The sequence below is a fragment of the Actinomadura fibrosa genome, assembly GCF_900659615.1.
Lineage (GTDB): Bacteria > Actinomycetota > Actinomycetes > Streptosporangiales > Streptosporangiaceae > Spirillospora > Spirillospora fibrosa.
The window spans coordinates 206,575-222,457 of record NZ_CAACUY010000001.1; the positions used below are offsets into that span (position 1 = coordinate 206,575).

The window sequence follows — 15,883 nt, forward strand, 5'->3', positions numbered from 1 at the left end:
TGCCGGGAGCCCCGCCTGTGTACCGTGTGGTCGTTCAGCGCAGTACGGAGCAGGGACGGGTATGCCGCGACCTCCCACGAAGGCCCAGGCGATCACTCGTGCGCTGGGCGCGCGGATCGTCGAGGGCGAGCTGGAGCCGGGCGCGTGGCTGCCGTCGGAGCGCGAGCTGGCGCGGGCGTACGGCGCCGACCGCTCGACCGTGCGGCGGGCCCTGCGGATGCTCGCCGATCAGGGGCTCGTGCAGGTCAGGCACGGCGCGGGCGTGCAGGTGCGGCCCGCGTCGCCGGTGCGGCGCAGCGCGTCCGACATCACCCGGCAGGTCGGCGCGTGGCGCGGCTTCCACGTGTCGGCCGGGGCGGACGGGCGCCGGCCGTTCACCCGGACCACCGTCGGCGAGGTCGAGGCGGACGCGCGGCTGTCGCGCCGGCTGGACGTCCCCGCCGGGACGCGGGTGCTGGAGCGGGCCCGGGTGCAGGGGCTGGACGGCGAGCCGCCCGTCCAGACGGCGACGACGTGGGTGGTGCCGGACGTCGTCGCGCGGATCCCGGTGCTGCGGCAGGTCGACACGGGGCCGGGCGGCATCTACTCGCGGCTGGAGGAGGCGGGGTTCCGGCTGCGGTTCGAGGAGGCGGTGACGTGCCGCCTGCCCTTGCCGGACGAGCGCGAGACGTTGCGGATCGGTTCCGAGCAGCCCGTCCTGACCCTGTGGCGCCGCGCGTACGACCAGGATGAGCGCGTGGTGGAGGTGACCCACCGCGTCGTGGTGGGCGACCGCCACGAACTCGTCTACCGATACGGCTCGGGGGCCTGACGTGAACGATGAGGGCTACGTGGACAACGTCGAGGAGCACGCCGTCCGCCAGGTCGGCACGCGCGTGGTGTACGAGAACCCGTGGATGACCGTCCGCGAGGACGAGGTCGAGCGGCTGGACGGGTCGCGCGGCATCTACGGCGTCGTCGACAAGCCCGACTTCGCGCTGGTGATCCCGGCGGAGAACGGCGGCTTCCACCTGGTGGAGGAGTACCGGTACCCGATCGGGCGGCGGACCTGGAGCTTCCCGCAGGGCACGATGCCGGGCACCCGGCGCGCGGACCCGGAGGAGCTGGCCCGGCGGGAGCTGGCCGAGGAGGCCGGCCTGCGCGCGGGGACGCTGCGCCACCTCGGCCGCCTGAACAGCTCGCACGGGACGAGCTCCCAGGCCTTCGACGCCTTCCTCGCGACGGACCTCACGGCGGGGGAGGCCGCCCGCGAGCACGAGGAGCAGGACATGCGGCAGCGGTGGGTGTCCCGGGCCGAGTTCAAGGCCATGATCAGGGACGGGTCGATCACCGACGACTCGTCGCTCGCCGCGTACACGCTCCTCGTCCTCGCCGAGGAGGACTCCTAGGCGCCCGGCTGCGGGGGGAGCGCCACGCGGATCCGGCAGCCGCCGGGGGTGTCGAGGACGGTGATCTCGCCGCCGTGCAGGTCGGTCGCCCAGCGGGCGATGGCGAGGCCGAGGCCGGTGCCGCCGCCGGGCGTCCCGGCGCGGGGCCCGGACGCGGCGCCGCGGGAGAACCGCTCGAAGACGCGCTCGCGCTCCTCCCGGGGGATGCCGGGGCCCTCGTCGGCGACCTCCAGCACCAGCCCGCCGGGGGTGCCGCCCTGGCGGGCGGTGACGGTGACGGGGCGGCCGGGCGGGCCGTGCCGGGCGGCGTTGTCGAGCAGGTTCGCGACCACCTGGTGGAGGCGGTCGCGGTCGGCGGTGGCGTGCAGGCCGGGGGCGACGTCGGACGTGAACGTCACGTCCGGGTGGCTCGCGGCGGCCTCCGCGGTGACGTCGGCGATGAACGCGGCGATGTCGAGCCGGTCCAGGTCGAGCGCCGCGGCGCCCGCGTCGGCGCGGGACAGGTCGAGGAGCTGGGTGACGAGCCGTCCGAGCCGCTCGGTCTGCTCCAGCGCGGAGTCGAGGACGTCGGGCGCGGCGGGCGTGACGCCGTCCGCGACGTTCTCCAGGACGGCCCGCAGCGCGCTGATCGGGGTCCGCAGCTCGTGCGAGACGTTCGCGACGAACTCGCGGCGCTGCCGGTCCACCTCGGCGAGGTCGGCGGCCATCCGGTTGAACGCCTGGGCCAGCTCGCCGACCTCGTCGCGGGAGGTGGCGCGGACGCGGCGGCTGTAGTCGCCGCGCGCCATCGCCCGCGCCGCCGCGGTCATCTCGCGCAGCGGCGCGGTCATGCCGTGCGCGAGGAGCTGGATCACGACGAGCGAGATGAGGACGCCGACCGGCATCGTCTGCCGCGCCCGGAACCCCAGCGGATATCCCCAGAGGACGATGAGGACGGCGACGCACGCCGTCACCACCACGACGACGCCGAACTTGACCTTGATCGAGCGCAGCGGGTCCAGCGGGCGCGGGAGCCTCGCCCACAGCCTGTGGACAACGGGCGCGGGCGGTCCCTCGGCGGTCACGCGGCGACCTCCAGGCTGTACCCGACGCCGTGGACGGTGCGGATCAGGTCGGGTCCGAGCTTGCGGCGCAGCGCCTTGACGTGGCTGTCGACGACGCGGGTCCCGGACGCGTCCGCCCAGTCCCACACCTGCTCCAGCAGGACGGCCCGGGTCAGGACCGTCCCGCGGTTGCGGACGAGGCAGGCGAGCAGGTCGAACTCGGTCGGGGTGAGGTGCACCTCGGCGCCGTCCCGGCGGACGCGCCGGGTCCGCGGGTCGATCTCCAGCGGCCCGGCGCGCAGCGGCCCGGCGGGCGCCGCGTCGGGCGCGGGCCGCTCGATCCGGCGGAGCACCGCGCGGATGCGGGCGACGAGCTCGCGCATGCTGAACGGCTTGGTCACGTAGTCGTCGGCGCCGACGCCGAGGCCGACGAGCAGGTCGGTCTCGTCGTCGCGGGCGGTCAGCATGACGACGGGGACGGGGCGCTCCGCCTGGACGCGGCGGCAGACCTCCAGCCCGTCGAAGCCGGGGAGCATCACGTCCAGCACGATGAGGTGCGGCTCCCAGCCGCGGGCCCGCTCGACCGCGGCGGGGCCGTCGGCGGCGATCTCGGCCGCGAAGCCCTCGGCGGCGAGGCGGTCCGCCACCGCCCGGGCGATCGTGGGTTCGTCCTCGACGACGAGGATGCGCGGTTCGTTCCCTCTCACGGGCCCGACTCTAGGAGCCGCGCATGTGTGCTCGATGCGCGAATTGTGGCGGAACGGTGAAGACCGCCGCGGCGGCTCCGCTCCCGGGCCTCGTTGACCGGGGCGGAGTCTCAGGCGCCGATCGGCCAGGTGTGGACGGGCTCGTTGCCGCGCATGTTGGCGTGGTAGGCGAGGGTCATCAGGCGCAGGGCCTCGTGGCGGGAGCAGCCGCGGGCCTCCTCGATCGCCCGGACGGTCCGGATCTGCCAGGCGGAGCCGGTCTGCCCGGTCAGGCAGCGCTGCTCGACGATGCCGAGCAGCCGGTCGCGCCGGGCGGCGTCCACGCCCCAGCGGTCCAGGCCCTCGTGGGCGAGGGGCAGGAGCTTGCGCAGGATGAGCTCGGACGCGGGAGCGTCGCCCATCCCGGGCCAGTAGAGGTTCGAGTCCATGCCGTCCCGGGCGGCGCGGTGCAGGTTCTCCTCGGCGGCGGAGAACGACATGCGGCTCCAGACGGGCCGGTCCTCCTCGGCCAGCATCCGGACGAGGCCGTAGTAGAACGCGCCGTTGGCGACGATGTCGGCGGCGGTCGGCCCGGCGGGCAGGACGCGGTTCTCCACCCGCAGGTGGGGGCGGCCCTTCACGACCGCGTAGATGGGACGGTTCCACCGGTAGATCGTCCCGTTGTGCAGGGTGAGCTCGCCCAGCTCGGGGATGCCGCCGGCGGCCAGCACGGCCTCGGGGTCCTCCTCGTCGCACAGCGGCAGGAGCGCCGGGAAGTAGCGGGTGTTCTCCTCGAAGAGGTCGAACACCGACGTCGCCCAGCGCTCGCCGAACCACACCCGCGGCCGCACGCCCTGGGTCTTGAGCTCCTCCGGGCGCGTGTCGGTGGCCTGCTCGAACAGGGTGATGCGGGTCTCGTGCCACAGACGGTGGCCGAACAGGTACGGGGAGTTGCAGCCCAGCGCGACCTGGGGGCCCGCGATCGCCTGTGCCGCGTTCCAGTAGGCGCCGAACTCGTCGGGGCTGACCTGGAGGTGGAACTGGACGCTCGTGCACGCCGCCTCGGGGGTGATGGAGTCGGTGTGCATGCGCAGCGGCTCGTCCCCGTCGATCTCGATGCGCATCTCCTCGCCGCGCGCGGCGAAGATCTGGTCGTTGAGCATCTTGTAGCGCGCGTTGGACGACAGCGTCTCCTCGCCGATGTCGGAGCGCCGCAGCGTCGGCAGGATGCCGATCATGACCAGCCCGCCGCCGACCTCCTGCGCGCGGTTGTCGGCGTGGTCGAGGTGGTCGCGGACCTCGGCCTCCAGCTCGCCGGTGCCCTCCCCGCCGAGCTCGCGCGGCGGGATGTTGATCTCCAGGTTGAACTGGCCGAGCTCGGTGGCCCAGGCCGGATCGGCGATGGCCTTGAGCACGTCCGCGTTGCGCATGAGGGGGTCGCCGAGCGCGTCGATCAGGTTGAGCTCGATCTCCAGCCCGATGTGCGGGCGGTCGAACTCGAACTGCGACTCGCCGAGCATGCGCGCCAGTACGTCCAGGCACCTCCGCACCTTGTCCCTGTAGCGGCGCCGATCCTCGCCGCTGATGCTGACCGAAGCCACGTCCCTGCCCATGTGTCCGTCCCTGTGCTTCGGGTGAACCGTCATAAAACGGGATGTCCCGGCGAGGGGGGGTAAAAACACGGCCTCCGTTTCGGGCCGCGTGACCATGACCGCCCGGCGGCGTGAGCGAACCACCGGGTGCGGTGCCCCCGGGACGTGACACGCTGTGATGAGCGGCGAGGTCCACCGTCGCCGCCGGTCACGGCGGCCACCCCCCGGACGGCGCCGGACGACCCCCCGGAAGCGGGCCAACGGAGGTGCCGATGCGGATGCGCCCGAGGTCGATCAGGGCCAGGGACACGCTGGTCGCCGCCGTGCTCGCGGTCCTGGTGTTCGGCCTCACGGCGGCCGGGATCGACACGGCGGTGCGGGGCGCGACCAAGGCCGACCTCCTCTCCGAGGTCCAGGTCGACGCGCGCCGCGCGAGCGGCGGCGTGCGCGACGGGACCCTCGCGACCCCGATCCCGGACGACACCGGCGGCCGCATCCTCGTGCAGGTCGTCGGCCCGGGCGGTCACGTCCTCGATTCCACGCCGGCCGCCGCGGGACGCGAACCGGTGAGCACACTCTGGCCGGACCGCAACATGCGCGTCCGCGACTTCACCGAGTGCCGCGGCGGCTGGCCGGGCGCCGACTGCCGGGTCGTCGAGGCGATCCGGGCCACCACCGCGCCCGACTCCGTCGTCGTGTACGCCTCGGAGTCCCTGCCGTCCTACCTGGTGAACGGGCTGCTCGAAGGGCTCCTCTCCGGCGGCGTGCTGCTGCTCGCGGCGATCGTCGCCTGGATCACCTGGCATGTCGTCGGCCGGACGCTCGGCCCGGTGGAGGCGATCCGCGCCCAGCTCGCCGAGATCAGCGCCAGCGACCTGAGCCGCCGGGTCCCCGAACCGCCGGGCCAGGACGAGATCGCCCAGCTCGCCCGCACCGCGAACGCGACGCTCGCCCGGCTGGAGGCGGCCGTGGGGCGGCAGCGGCAGTTCGCCTCCGACGCCTCCCACGAGCTGCGCACGCCGATCGCCGGGCTGCGCGCCAACCTGGAGGACGCGTCCATGCACCCGGAGGACAACGACCTGCGGGCCGTCGTCGACTCCGCGCTGCGCGACACCGACCGGCTGGAGTCGATCGTCGCCGACCTGCTGCTGCTCGCCCGGATCGGGACGGGCGGCACCGCCGCCCAGGAGTCGATCGACCTGTCCGCGCTGGCCGGCGCGGAGGTCGGCCGCCGCACCTTCGCGCTGAAGATCGACACCGAGCTGGCGTGCGGCGTCACCGTGCGCGGCGTGCGGATGCAGCTCGTCCGGCTGCTGGGCAACCTGCTCGACAACGCCGAGCGGTACGCCGACGAGCGCGTCGAGGTGGAGGTGACCCGCGCGGGCGGGCAGGCGCTGCTGACCGTCACCGACGACGGCGCGGGCATCGCCCCCGCCGACCGCGAGCGCGTCTTCGAGCGCTTCACCCGGCTCGACACGGCCCGCAGCCGCGGCGCCGGCGGGACCGGCCTCGGCCTGGCCATCGCCCGCGAGATCGCCGAGGCCCACGGGGGAACCCTCCGCGTCGAGGACCGCGACCACGGCACCCGCTTCGCCCTGCGCCTCCCTTTGAGCGCCCCTGAGGAGTGACCCGTGCTGGGGCTCCGGAAAGCGGAAAGGGCCGTCCACCGGGGGTGGACGGCCCTTCCCAGGGTGGCGCCCAGAGGTGCGGTGGGCGCCGGGAGAGTGGTCTGCGTCAGGCGCGGACGGCCTGGATCTCCAGCTGGATGTCGACCTTGTCGCCGAGGAGGGCCTTGTCGCCCTTGAGGGGCACGTTGAACTCGATGCCCCAGTCCTTGCGGTTGATCGTGGTGGTGGCGGAGAACCCGGCGCGCGTGCCGCCCCAGGGGTCCTCGCCGACGCCGTTGAACTCGACCTCCAGCGTCACGGGACGGGCGATGCCCTTGATGGCGAGCTCGCCGTCCAGGTAGTGGTCGCCGCCCTCGGCGCGGACGCCGTGGGTGGTGAAGGTGAAGGTCGGGTGGTTCTCGACGTCCAGCACGTCGGCGGTGCGGACGTGGGCGTCGCGGTCGGCGTTGCGGGTGTCCAGCGAGGCGACCTTGATCTCGGCCGTGGCGGTGGACTGCGCGAGCTCCTCGGCGATCTGGATGGCGCCGCTGAACTCGGTGAAGCTGCCGCGCACCTTGCTCATCAGGTGGCGGATCGTGAAGGTGACCTCGGAGTGCGCGGGGTCGATGTTCCAGGTGCCGGCGGTGAGGCCCGGGGCGGCGGTCGCGATGCTCATGGGAACTCCAGTGGCGCTAGTGATTGAACCTTCAACGACTTGGTCGAGGTTAGTTGAGGGTTCAAACACTTGTCAAACCCTCATTGTTCCCCTCCGGTCCCGTTCCTTCAATCGATACGGCCCAAGCCGTCACGCCCCAAGCCGTCACGCCCCGAGGCGTCCGGCCGAGGGGCCTGGCCAGTCCCCGACGCACAAACAGCCCTGCCTGTTTGTGCGTCGGCTACCCTTCCGCCATGTCCCTCCCCGAGCCGTCCTCCGGCCCGCCGCCCGACGCGGCGCCGTCCGATGCCGCGCCGTCCGGGACCGCGCCGTCCGGGACCGCGCCGTCCGGGACCGCGCCGTCCGGGACCGCGAGCGGGCGGGTCCGGCGGCGGCAGGAGGAGCGCACCGCCGCCACCCGGCGCCTCCTCCTGGACGCGACCGTCGCCTGCCTCGTCGAGTACGGGTACCACGGCACGACGACGACGCGGGTGGTGGAGCGCGCCGGCGTCTCGCGCGGGGCCCAGGTGCACCACTTCCCGACGAAGAACGAGCTCGTGCTGGCCGCCGTCCAGCATCTGGCCGCCCGCCGGGCCGCCGAGTTCGCCGAGCGGGGTCTCGGCGAGCTGCGCCGCTCGGCGGACCCGGTCGGCGACCTGCTCGACCTCGTGTGGGAGGCGCACCAGGGGCCGCTGTTCGAGGCGTCGATGGAGCTGTGGGTCGCCGCCCGCACCGATCCGGAGCTGCGCGAGCAGGTGGCCGCGTTCGAGCGCGTCGTGACCGCCGCGATCATCGAGGTGGCGCGGACGCTGCCGGTCCCGGACGACCGCGGCGACGTCTACCTGGTGCTGGAGACGGTCCGGGGGCTGCGGATGCTCCAGTTCGTCCACCCGGCGCCGGACGAGCGGGTCCGGGAGCGGTGGGAGCGGTCCAAGGCCCGCCTCCGCCTGATGGTCGGCGAAGGCGCCGGAACCTGAACCGGACGGCGGGGCGGCGAGGCGAACGGGGCCGGGTCCGGTTCGGGGCTGTGACGGAAACAGTCGAGGCTGTATGTTTCTGCGCATGACCGACGCGCAGTCCAACGAGCCGCGGATGAACACCGGCAACCTCGGCGTGTGGAGCGACCCGTTCGACTTCAAGGTCGAGCGCGAGCGCACGATCGCCTACGCCGCGGCGACCAACGACGGCAACTCCCGGTACACGTCGGGCGAGCTGGCGCCGCCGGTCTTCGCGATCGTGCCGGTGTTCGAGGGCATGATCGGCCCGCTGTTCACGGTGGTCCCCGACTCGCTGATCCCGTTCGTCGTGCACGGCGAGCAGGACATGGTCTTCCACCGGCCGATCACGCCGGGCATGGCGCTGGTGTCCCGCGCCAAGGTCACCGGCTTCGCGTCCAAGCGGTCGGGCACCACGGTCTCGGTCCGGCTGGAGACGCGGACGGACGGCGGCGACCTGGTCAACGAGCAGTGGATGGTGTCGTTCTTCCGCGGCTTCCAGGCGGGCGAGACCGTCGGCGAGCTCGCGCCGGCGCACGCGTTCCCCGAGGAGCTGCGGGACGCCGCGCCGTTCGCGGAGGTCGTCCAGCACGTGGACGACGACCAGACGTTCCGCTACGCCGAGGCGTCCGGCGACCCGATGCCCATCCACCTGGACGAGGAGTTCGCCAGGTCGGCCGGGCTGCCGGGGATCATCGCCCACGGCCTGTGCACGATGGCGTTCACCTCGCGGGCCGTGATCGAGTCGGCCGCCGCGGGGGACCCGGCCCGGCTGAAGCGCCTCGCCGTCCGGTTCTCCAAGCCCGTTCTGCCGGGCCAGGACGTCACGACGCGGATCTGGCGGGCGTCCGGCGGTGCCTACGCGTTCGAGACGACGTCCAGTTCCGGTGACGTCGTCATCAAGGACGGCCTGGCGGAGATCGGCGACTGACGCGCCGCTACGCCGGGCGGTGGATCAGTGGTCGCCGGTGACGGTGGCCACGGCGTCCGGGGCGGCCTCGGCCGGGCGGCGGTGCTCCAGCGCCGCGCGGAGCTGGGCGCGGCCCCGGTGGATGCGGGAGCGGACGGTGCCGAGCTTGACGCCCAGGGACGCGGCGATCTCCTCGTAGGTGAGGCCCTCGATGTCGCAGAGGACGACGGCGGCCCGGTACTCGGGGGCGAGCCCGTCCAGCGCCTTCTGGATGTCGGCGTCGAGGTGCTGCTCGTCGTAGGCCTGGGCGGGGCTCGGCTCGCGGCCCTGGAGCCGCTCCGCCGCGTCGTCGCCGAGCGCGTCGAAGCGGATGCGCTGCTTGCGCCGGGCCCGGTCCAGGAAGAGGTTCGTCGTGATGCGGTGCAGCCAGCCCTCGAAGGTGCCGGGGCTGTAGGAGGACAGCGAGCGGAAGACCCGGATGAAGACGTCCTGGGTCAGGTCCTCGGCGTCGTGCCGGTTGCCGGTAAGGCGGTACGCCAGCCGGAACACCCGCGTGGAGTGCTCGCTGACGATCTCCTCCCATGTCGGAGGAGTCCACGCCATCGCGCCTGCGCTCACCACTACCCCCGGTCTGATGCAGAATCGTTACTGCCAAGCATGCCGGTACCCGGATAAGAGCCGTGTAAGAAGCTCGGCACTGGCCGGAAACGGCGCCGCAACACGGTGGCCATTCGCGCGTCCGACGGCGTCCGGCATCCGTACTGATCAGCCGGAATGTGACCGATGTCATTGGACCGGACGTACAACAGCAATTGAGCATTCCGGGTGCCGTCAACGATGATCGAAGGACTCGTACCCCACCCCGAAACGCGAGGACGTGGCATGGCGCGAAGCTACAACCTGGCCGATCTTCTCGAAATCCTGGCCGCGGCGGGTCCGGACCGCCCGGCCCTCGTGGCCGGGGACGAGCGGCGCACGTACCGCGAACTCAACGAGCGGGCGAGCAGGGTCGGCCACCACCTCGCGGACGCGGGCGTGCGGCCGGGCGAGCACGTCGCGATCCTCGCCTACAACCGGGCGGAATGGATCGAGGCCATGCTCGGTGTCTTCAAGATCCGCGCCGTGCCGATCCCGGTGAACTTCCGCTACGTCGCCGCCGAGCTGCACCACGTCCTGTCCGACTCCGACTCGGTCGCGATCATCGGCGAGCGGGCGCTGCTGGCGAAGGTCGGGGAGATCCGCGCCGACCTGCCGCTGCTGCGCCACGTCGTCGTGCTGGAGGACGGGTCCGCCGGCGAGATCCCGGACGCGGTGGAGTACGAGAAGGCGCTGGCCGAGGCCGCGCCGGGCGACGACTTCCCGGAGCGGTCGAACGACGACCGCTACATCATGTACACCGGCGGCACCACCGGCTACCCCAAGGGCGTCGAGTGGCGCTGCGAGGACATCTTCTTCGGCGCGCTCGGCGGCGGGAACGTGCTGGGCGACCCGATCACGAGCCCCGAGGCGCTCGCGGCCAACGCCGAGCAGCCCGCGATGGCCGTGCTCGACTGCGCGCCCGTCATGCACGGCGCCGGGCAGTGGGTCGCGTTCATGGGCCTGTTCAGCGGCGCCAAGGTCGTCCTCTACACCGACCACGCCTTCGACGCCGACCGGGCGCTGCGCCTGCTCGCGGAGGAGCAGGCGAACGTGCTGATGCTCGTCGGGGACGTCATGGCCCGCCCGGTCGCGCAGGCGCTCGCCACCGGCGAGTACGACACGTCGTCGCTGTTCGCGATCGCGTCCGGCGGCGCGCCGCTCACCGAGGGAGCGAAGGACGCCCTCAAGGAGCACCTGCCGAACGTGATGTTCCTCGACAACTACGGCGCGTCCGAGACGGGCGCGTGCGGGCCGTCCGTCGGCGGGAAGGAGGGCACGGCGCGGTTCATGATGAAGCCGGGCATCACCGTCCTGGACGACGACCTCCGCGTCGTGCGGCCAGGCGAGATCGGCAAGCTCGCCCGCAGCGGCCACATCCCGCTCGGCTACTACAACGACCCCGCGAAGACCGCGTCGACGTTCTTCACCGACGCCGAGGGCACCCGCTGGTCGATCCCGGGCGACTACGCGAGCCTGGAGGAGGACGGCACGATCACCCTCCTCGGCCGCGGCTCCCTGATGATCAACACGGGTGGCGAGAAGGTCTACCCGGAGGAGGTCGAGGTCGCGCTGAAGGACCACCCCGACGTGTACGACGTCGTCGTGGTGGGCCTGCCGGACGAGCGGTTCGGGCAGCGCGTCGCCGCGGTCGTCGCGCCCCGCCCCGGCGCGACCGTCACGCTGGAGCAGCTGACGGAGCACTGCCGCGGGCGCCTCGCCGGCTACAAGCTCCCGCGCCAGATCCAGATCGTGGACGAGGTGCAGCGCACGGCCGTCGGGAAGTCCGACTACAAGTGGGCGAGGTCCGTGTTCGCCGACGCGGACGCCTGACCTCCCGCCGAGCCGTCCCCGTCCCGATCTGTGCCGGCGGGCCGGGACGAAACGCCCGCGAATCGCCGAGGTGCGCGAGACGCGGTCAAATAATGATTGGCCCGGCGGGGGCGTGCCTTGAGCGCTTCCGGGCGCATACCCTTCCCATGGACGGGAACCGGCTGATACCGCTCGCGCGGCGGTATCGCCTGCTGTCCGTGGTCGGCAGGGGCGGCATGGGCACCGTCTGGCGGGCCTACGACGAGATGCTCGACCGCGACGTGGCGGTCAAGGAGGTCCACCTCCCGGCGCGCATCACCGAGGCGGAGCGGCGGGTGCTGTGCCGGCGGCTGCTCGGCGAGGCGCGGGCCACCGCGGCGCTGCGGCATCCCGGCGTGGTCGCCGTCCACGATCTGATCATCGAGGACGGCCGGCCGTGGATCGTCATGGAGTACCTGGAGTCCCGGTCGCTGCACCGGGTCGTCACCGACGGCGGCCCCCTCGGCGTGCGGCGGGTCGCCGAGATCGGCTCCGCCGTCCTGTCGGTGCTGCGTGCCGCGCACGCGGCCGGGATCCTGCACCGCGACGTCAAGCCCAGCAACGTCCTGATCTGCGAGGACGGCCGGGTGCTGCTCACCGACTTCGGGCTCGCCGTCCATGTCGACCGGAGCCGGGAGGCGGCGGAGACGCTGGTCGCGGGCATCGAGGGCTCGCCCGCGTACCTGCCGCCCGAGCGCGTGCACGGCTTCCCGAGCGTGGAGGCGTCGGACCTGTGGTCGCTCGGCGCGACGCTCTACACCGCCGTCGAGGGGTTCTCGCCGTTCCTGCGCTGCCACGCGCTCGCGTCCATGATCGCGGTGCTGCTCGGCGAGTACGCGCGGCCGGTGCGGGCCGGGGCGCTGGCCCCCGTCATCGAGGGCCTGCTCCGCCAGCGTCCCGAGGACCGCCTGTCGAGCGAGGCGACCGCCCTTCTCCTGCGCGATGTCGCCGGACGGCGGCCGAGCGCCGCGGCGGACGCGGAGGCGTTCACGGCACCGCCCGTCCTGCTGCACCCCGCGCGGACGCACGGCGCGTCAGGGGCCGGCGGCACGGCGCATGCGCGCGTGACGAACCATGGGGGCCGTGGGGGCCGGCGGACGTCCGGCGGGCATCTGCGGCCCGGCGCCGTCCTCAGCGTGGCGGTGCTCGCGGCGCTCACGGCCGGGACGTGCACGTGGGCGGCGCGGTGGACGTCCATCGGCAAGAGCGACGCGGTGGCGCTGCACCCGGCGGCGGGCGTGACGGTCCGGACGCACCGGGTGGCGGGCGCCTACTCGGTGCGGATCCCGGCGGGATGGCGCGGCGAGCGGCACGGCGCCGTCACGGAGTGGAGGGACCGGAGCTCGGGTCAGGGGCTGCGCATCGCCCCGGCGCCGGGCGATCCGCTGTCCGGCCTCCGCGCGGCGGAGCGGAAGGCGGCGGAACGGCGCTATCCCGGGTATCGCCGGCTGCGGCTGGAGGCGGTGCCCGGAGTCTCCGGCGGCGCGGCGGAGTGGGAGTTCACGTGGAAGGGCGGGCACGCGCTGCGCGGCCGGGTCGCCGGATACGAGTTCTTCTTCTCCGCGCCCGAGTCCCGGTGGACGCCGGGTCAGCGGCTCTACGACCGGATCGTCGGGTCGTTCAAGCCGGAGCGGAGAAGGTGAGCGGGCCGGCTCAGGCGGTCTGCTGGAGCCGGAGCAGGAACTCGGCGTTGGACGCGGTCCCCTTCATCTTCTCCAGGAGCTGCTCGACGGCCTGCTGCTTCTCCAGGCCCTGGAGGGCGCGGCGGAGGCGCCAGGTCAGCGCGAGCTCCTCGGGGGACATCAGCAGCTCGTCGCGGCGGGTGCCGGAGGCGTCGATGTCCACGGCGGGGAAGACCCGCCGGTCGGCGAGGCTCCGGTCGAGCTTCAGCTCCATGTTCCCGGTGCCCTTGAACTCCTCGAAGAAGACGTCGTCCATGCGGGACCCGGTCTCCACGAGGGCGGTGGCGAGGATGGTCAGCGAGCCGCCGTTCTCGATGTTGCGGGCGGCGCCGAAGAACTTCTTGGGCGGGTACAGCGCGGTCGTCGCGACGCCGCCCGCCAGGATGCGGCTGCTGGACGGCGCGGCGAGGTTGTAGGCGCGGCCGAGCCGGGTGATCGAGTCGAGCAGCATGACGACGTCGTGGCCCTGCTCGACCAGGCGCTTGGCGCGCTCGACGGCGAGCTCGGCGAGCGCCGTGTGGTCCTGCGCCGGGCGGTCGAACGTCGAGTGCAGGACCTCGCCGCGGACCGTCCGCTGCATGTCGGTGACCTCTTCGGGACGCTCGTCGATGAGCACGACCATGAGGTGCACGTCGGGGTTGTTCTGGCTGATCGCGTTGGCGACGGCCTGGAGGACCATCGTCTTGCCGACCTTGGGCGGCGACACGATCAGGCCGCGCTGGCCCTTGCCGATCGGCGCCACGATGTCGATGACGCGGGTCGCGAGCGCGCCGGTGTCGAGCCGGAGCCGCTCCTGCGGGAACAGGGGCGTCAGCTTCGCGAAGTCGGGCCGGTGCGCGGCCTCCTGCGGGGTCACGCCGTTGACCGTCTCGACGGTCGCGAGGGCGGCGAACTTGTCGCGTCCCGACTTCGGCGGCCGGGCGGTGCCGGCGACGGCGTCGCCGGGGCGGAGGTTGAAGGTCCTGACCTGGGCGAGCGACACGTGCACGTCGTCCGGGCCGGAGAGGTAGCCGGAGGTCCGCACGAACGCGTGCTTGTCCTGGACGGCGAGGATCCCGGTGAACGGGACGGCGGGCGCCTCGGCGGCCGGTCTGTCGGCGGCCGGGCGGCGGCCCTGCGGGGCTCCCTTGCGGGCGCCCTGCGCGGGCACGGCGGCCCTGGGCTTGTGTTCGGTGATGGTGGAAGCGGACATGGGGGTCCCTTCTCAGGTCCGTGCGGAACGCTCCGCGCGGCCTGGAGTCGACGTCCGCGTACGGCGGCGGAACCCGCGGCCTGTACGCGAGAGGAATGCGAGAGAAGCAGCTCGGTTCACCGGGCTGAGATCGGCTCCCTTGTGCGGCGGCCCGGACGCGAGAACCGCGCTGCCGAGCCGGTGATCACCGGGCGCTCAGATGGCCCGGGCGGGGAAAGGGGCGCTTTCGCCGTGGATGACGGAAAACCGAAGGCGCTGCCTCGACAGTACAGCACCGCGGCTCCGATGTGCATTCCCGGAGGTGAGTGATTGTTTTCGGGCCGCGGGGCGCCGTGGTCACTTCCCTGCCGCGGTGGTCGGTTCCCGCCGCGGTGGTCAGCTCCCCGCCGGGCTCACCGAGACGACGCGGAAGCGGGCCCGGTCGACCACCGCGTCCTCCAGGCAGCCGCGCATCCGGCGGAGCGCGTGCTCGCCGAGGGCGGGCCGGACGACCAGCGCGTACCGGCCGCCGCCCAGCGGCACGGTGCCGCCGCCCTCGACGTACGGGCGGGTCGAGCCGCGGCAGTACTCCCACAGCCGCGTGACCAGCGGGTCCGGTGTCGCTGCGCCGGTGCTGCCGCGCGTGTCGGCCTCGATGACGACCGTGCTCGCGGCGGCGGCCACCGGCCGGTCGGCCCGGTCCTGGGTGCGCTCGGCCAGCTCGTCCACGGCGAGCCACGCGACGGCCAGCGCCGCCAGGACCGCCGCGGTCGCCCGCAGCCACGCCTTCGGGTCCGGGCGGAGCGGCGCGAGGTCGGGGGCCCCGGCCAGCACGCCCCCGGACGGCGGCGTCAGCGCGTCCGGCAGCCGGACGGCGGCGCTCCCGTGACCGGTCCGGACGAGCGCCGTGGCGAGCCGCTCCACCAGGGCGGCGATCCCCGACACGATGATCCCGGCGCCCAGCAGGACCGGGATGAACACGCGGTAGGCGTCCTCGCCGGGCTCCAGCCAGCGGAATCTGGGTGCCGCGTCCTTACCGGCGGTGCCTCCGGACGGCTCGCCATAGGCCGCGCGTTGCAGCGGGACGGCGGCGAGCCGCGGCGCCGCGGCCGGGCGGCCCGTCCCCTCGATCAGGTCGGACAGCCGCCGCTCCATCCGCGCGAGCCGCCGGGCGCCCGCCACCGCCAGCAGCACCACCAGGGCGACGAGCAGCAGCTCGCCCGCCATCAGCGCCCGCTGCCACTCCCAGCGCGCCAGGTAGATGACCACGTACGCCGCCGTCCAGAAGACGACCGCCGCGAGCCCGAGGTAGGTGACCGCCCTGAGGAAGCTTCCCCTCATGCGACCTCCTCCCCCTGCCTCGGAGTCGCGGGAAGGGCCTCGACGCGTCCGGTGTCGCCGTCCACGAGGAGCTCCGTGCCGGGCGGGAACCGGTCGAGCGCACCGCGCAGGCCGACCACCGTCGGGACGCCGAGCTCGCGGGCCAGGATCGCCAGGTGCGACAGCGGGCTGCCGGTCTCGGCCACGAGCCCCGCGAGGGACGGCAGGTGGACGGCCAGCGCGGGCGCGAGCGTCCGGACGACCAGCACCGATCCGGGCGGCGGGGCGTCCGGGCCGGTGGCCGCCGGCCCGGATCCGCGGCCACCGCCCGCGGGACGCGCGCCGTC

General features: G+C 73.6%; 14 protein-coding genes and 1 pseudogene. 7 read left to right on the forward strand and 8 right to left on the reverse strand.

The genetic code is table 11. The features are described 5' to 3' along the window. Nucleotides 1-61 precede the first annotated feature (61 nt). Together E1300_RS00885 and E1300_RS00890 are read left to right on the forward strand one after the other, a co-directional pair. Nucleotides 62-811, forward strand: coding sequence for a GntR family transcriptional regulator (locus E1300_RS00885; RefSeq protein ID WP_131754898.1), 750 nt, complete (start codon nucleotides 62-64; stop codon nucleotides 809-811). Nucleotide 812: 1 nt separating this feature from the next. Further along, complete coding sequence (locus E1300_RS00890) at nucleotides 813-1,388, forward strand: NUDIX domain-containing protein (RefSeq protein ID WP_242618866.1); 576 nt, start codon at nucleotides 813-815, stop codon at nucleotides 1,386-1,388. On the opposite strand, the gene E1300_RS53280 is transcribed toward E1300_RS00890, so the two are convergent. The 3 genes from E1300_RS53280 to E1300_RS00905 form a co-directional block, all read right to left on the reverse strand. After that, nucleotides 1,385-2,452, reverse strand: coding sequence for a HAMP domain-containing sensor histidine kinase (locus E1300_RS53280; protein ID WP_278045333.1), 1,068 nt, complete (start codon nucleotides 2,450-2,452; stop codon nucleotides 1,385-1,387). The two genes, E1300_RS00890 and E1300_RS53280, sit on opposite strands and share 4 nt — an antisense overlap. Continuing rightward, nucleotides 2,449-3,138 (reverse strand): response regulator transcription factor, encoded by a 690-nt coding sequence (locus E1300_RS00900; protein WP_242618867.1) that lies wholly within the window; start codon nucleotides 3,136-3,138, stop codon nucleotides 2,449-2,451. Before E1300_RS00900 ends, E1300_RS53280 begins: the two co-directional genes overlap by 4 nt. A 110-nt stretch (nucleotides 3,139-3,248) precedes the next feature. Beyond that, nucleotides 3,249-4,730 (reverse strand): glutamate-cysteine ligase family protein, encoded by a 1,482-nt coding sequence (locus E1300_RS00905; RefSeq protein ID WP_131754899.1) that lies wholly within the window; start codon nucleotides 4,728-4,730, stop codon nucleotides 3,249-3,251. A 251-nt stretch (nucleotides 4,731-4,981) separates the two neighbouring features. On the opposite strand from E1300_RS00905, the gene E1300_RS00910 reads away from it, so the two are divergent. Beyond that, on the forward strand, nucleotides 4,982-6,337 hold the full coding sequence (locus tag E1300_RS00910; protein WP_131754900.1) for a sensor histidine kinase: 1,356 nt from the start codon (nucleotides 4,982-4,984) through the stop codon (nucleotides 6,335-6,337). A 106-nt stretch (nucleotides 6,338-6,443) separates the two neighbouring features. On the opposite strand, the gene E1300_RS00915 is transcribed toward E1300_RS00910, so the two are convergent. Next, nucleotides 6,444-6,992: a YceI family protein gene (locus E1300_RS00915; protein ID WP_131754901.1), complete on the reverse strand. Its 549-nt coding sequence runs from the start codon at nucleotides 6,990-6,992 to the stop codon at nucleotides 6,444-6,446. A 233-nt stretch (nucleotides 6,993-7,225) separates the two neighbouring features. Between E1300_RS00915 and E1300_RS00920 the strand changes: the two genes are divergently transcribed. Then, complete coding sequence (locus tag E1300_RS00920; RefSeq protein WP_131754902.1) at nucleotides 7,226-7,948, forward strand: TetR/AcrR family transcriptional regulator; 723 nt, start codon at nucleotides 7,226-7,228, stop codon at nucleotides 7,946-7,948. An 85-nt stretch (nucleotides 7,949-8,033) separates the two neighbouring features. Continuing rightward, complete coding sequence (locus tag E1300_RS00925; RefSeq protein WP_131754903.1) at nucleotides 8,034-8,897, forward strand: MaoC/PaaZ C-terminal domain-containing protein; 864 nt, start codon at nucleotides 8,034-8,036, stop codon at nucleotides 8,895-8,897. Between the two features lie 24 nt (nucleotides 8,898-8,921). On the opposite strand, the gene sigE is transcribed toward E1300_RS00925, so the two are convergent. Then, nucleotides 8,922-9,479, reverse strand: a complete 558-nt coding sequence (gene sigE, locus E1300_RS00930; RefSeq protein WP_131754924.1) for an RNA polymerase sigma factor SigE — start codon at nucleotides 9,477-9,479, stop codon at nucleotides 8,922-8,924. A 279-nt stretch (nucleotides 9,480-9,758) separates the two neighbouring features. Here sigE and E1300_RS00935 point away from each other — a divergent pair, with 279 nt between their 5' ends. Both E1300_RS00935 and E1300_RS00940 read left to right on the forward strand, forming a co-directional pair. Beyond that, nucleotides 9,759-11,345 (forward strand): acyl-CoA synthetase, encoded by a 1,587-nt coding sequence (locus E1300_RS00935; protein WP_131754904.1) that lies wholly within the window; start codon nucleotides 9,759-9,761, stop codon nucleotides 11,343-11,345. A 146-nt stretch (nucleotides 11,346-11,491) separates the two neighbouring features. Next, on the forward strand, nucleotides 11,492-13,006 hold the full coding sequence (locus E1300_RS00940; protein WP_165502616.1) for a serine/threonine-protein kinase: 1,515 nt from the start codon (nucleotides 11,492-11,494) through the stop codon (nucleotides 13,004-13,006). 10 nt (nucleotides 13,007-13,016) lie between these two features. Here E1300_RS00940 and rho read toward each other — a convergent pair. The 3 genes and pseudogenes from rho to E1300_RS00955 form a co-directional block, all read right to left on the reverse strand. Next, nucleotides 13,017-14,183, reverse strand: a pseudogene (rho, locus tag E1300_RS00945) (transcription termination factor Rho); the annotation flags it as partial. Between the two features lie 429 nt (nucleotides 14,184-14,612). Further along, nucleotides 14,613-15,557 (reverse strand): hypothetical protein, encoded by a 945-nt coding sequence (locus E1300_RS00950; protein WP_131754907.1) that lies wholly within the window; start codon nucleotides 15,555-15,557, stop codon nucleotides 14,613-14,615. Continuing rightward, nucleotides 15,554-15,883 (reverse strand): PEP-utilizing enzyme (locus E1300_RS00955; RefSeq protein ID WP_242618868.1); only part of this gene is annotated, 330 nt, incomplete at its 5' end. The genes E1300_RS00950 and E1300_RS00955, both read right to left, overlap by 4 nt.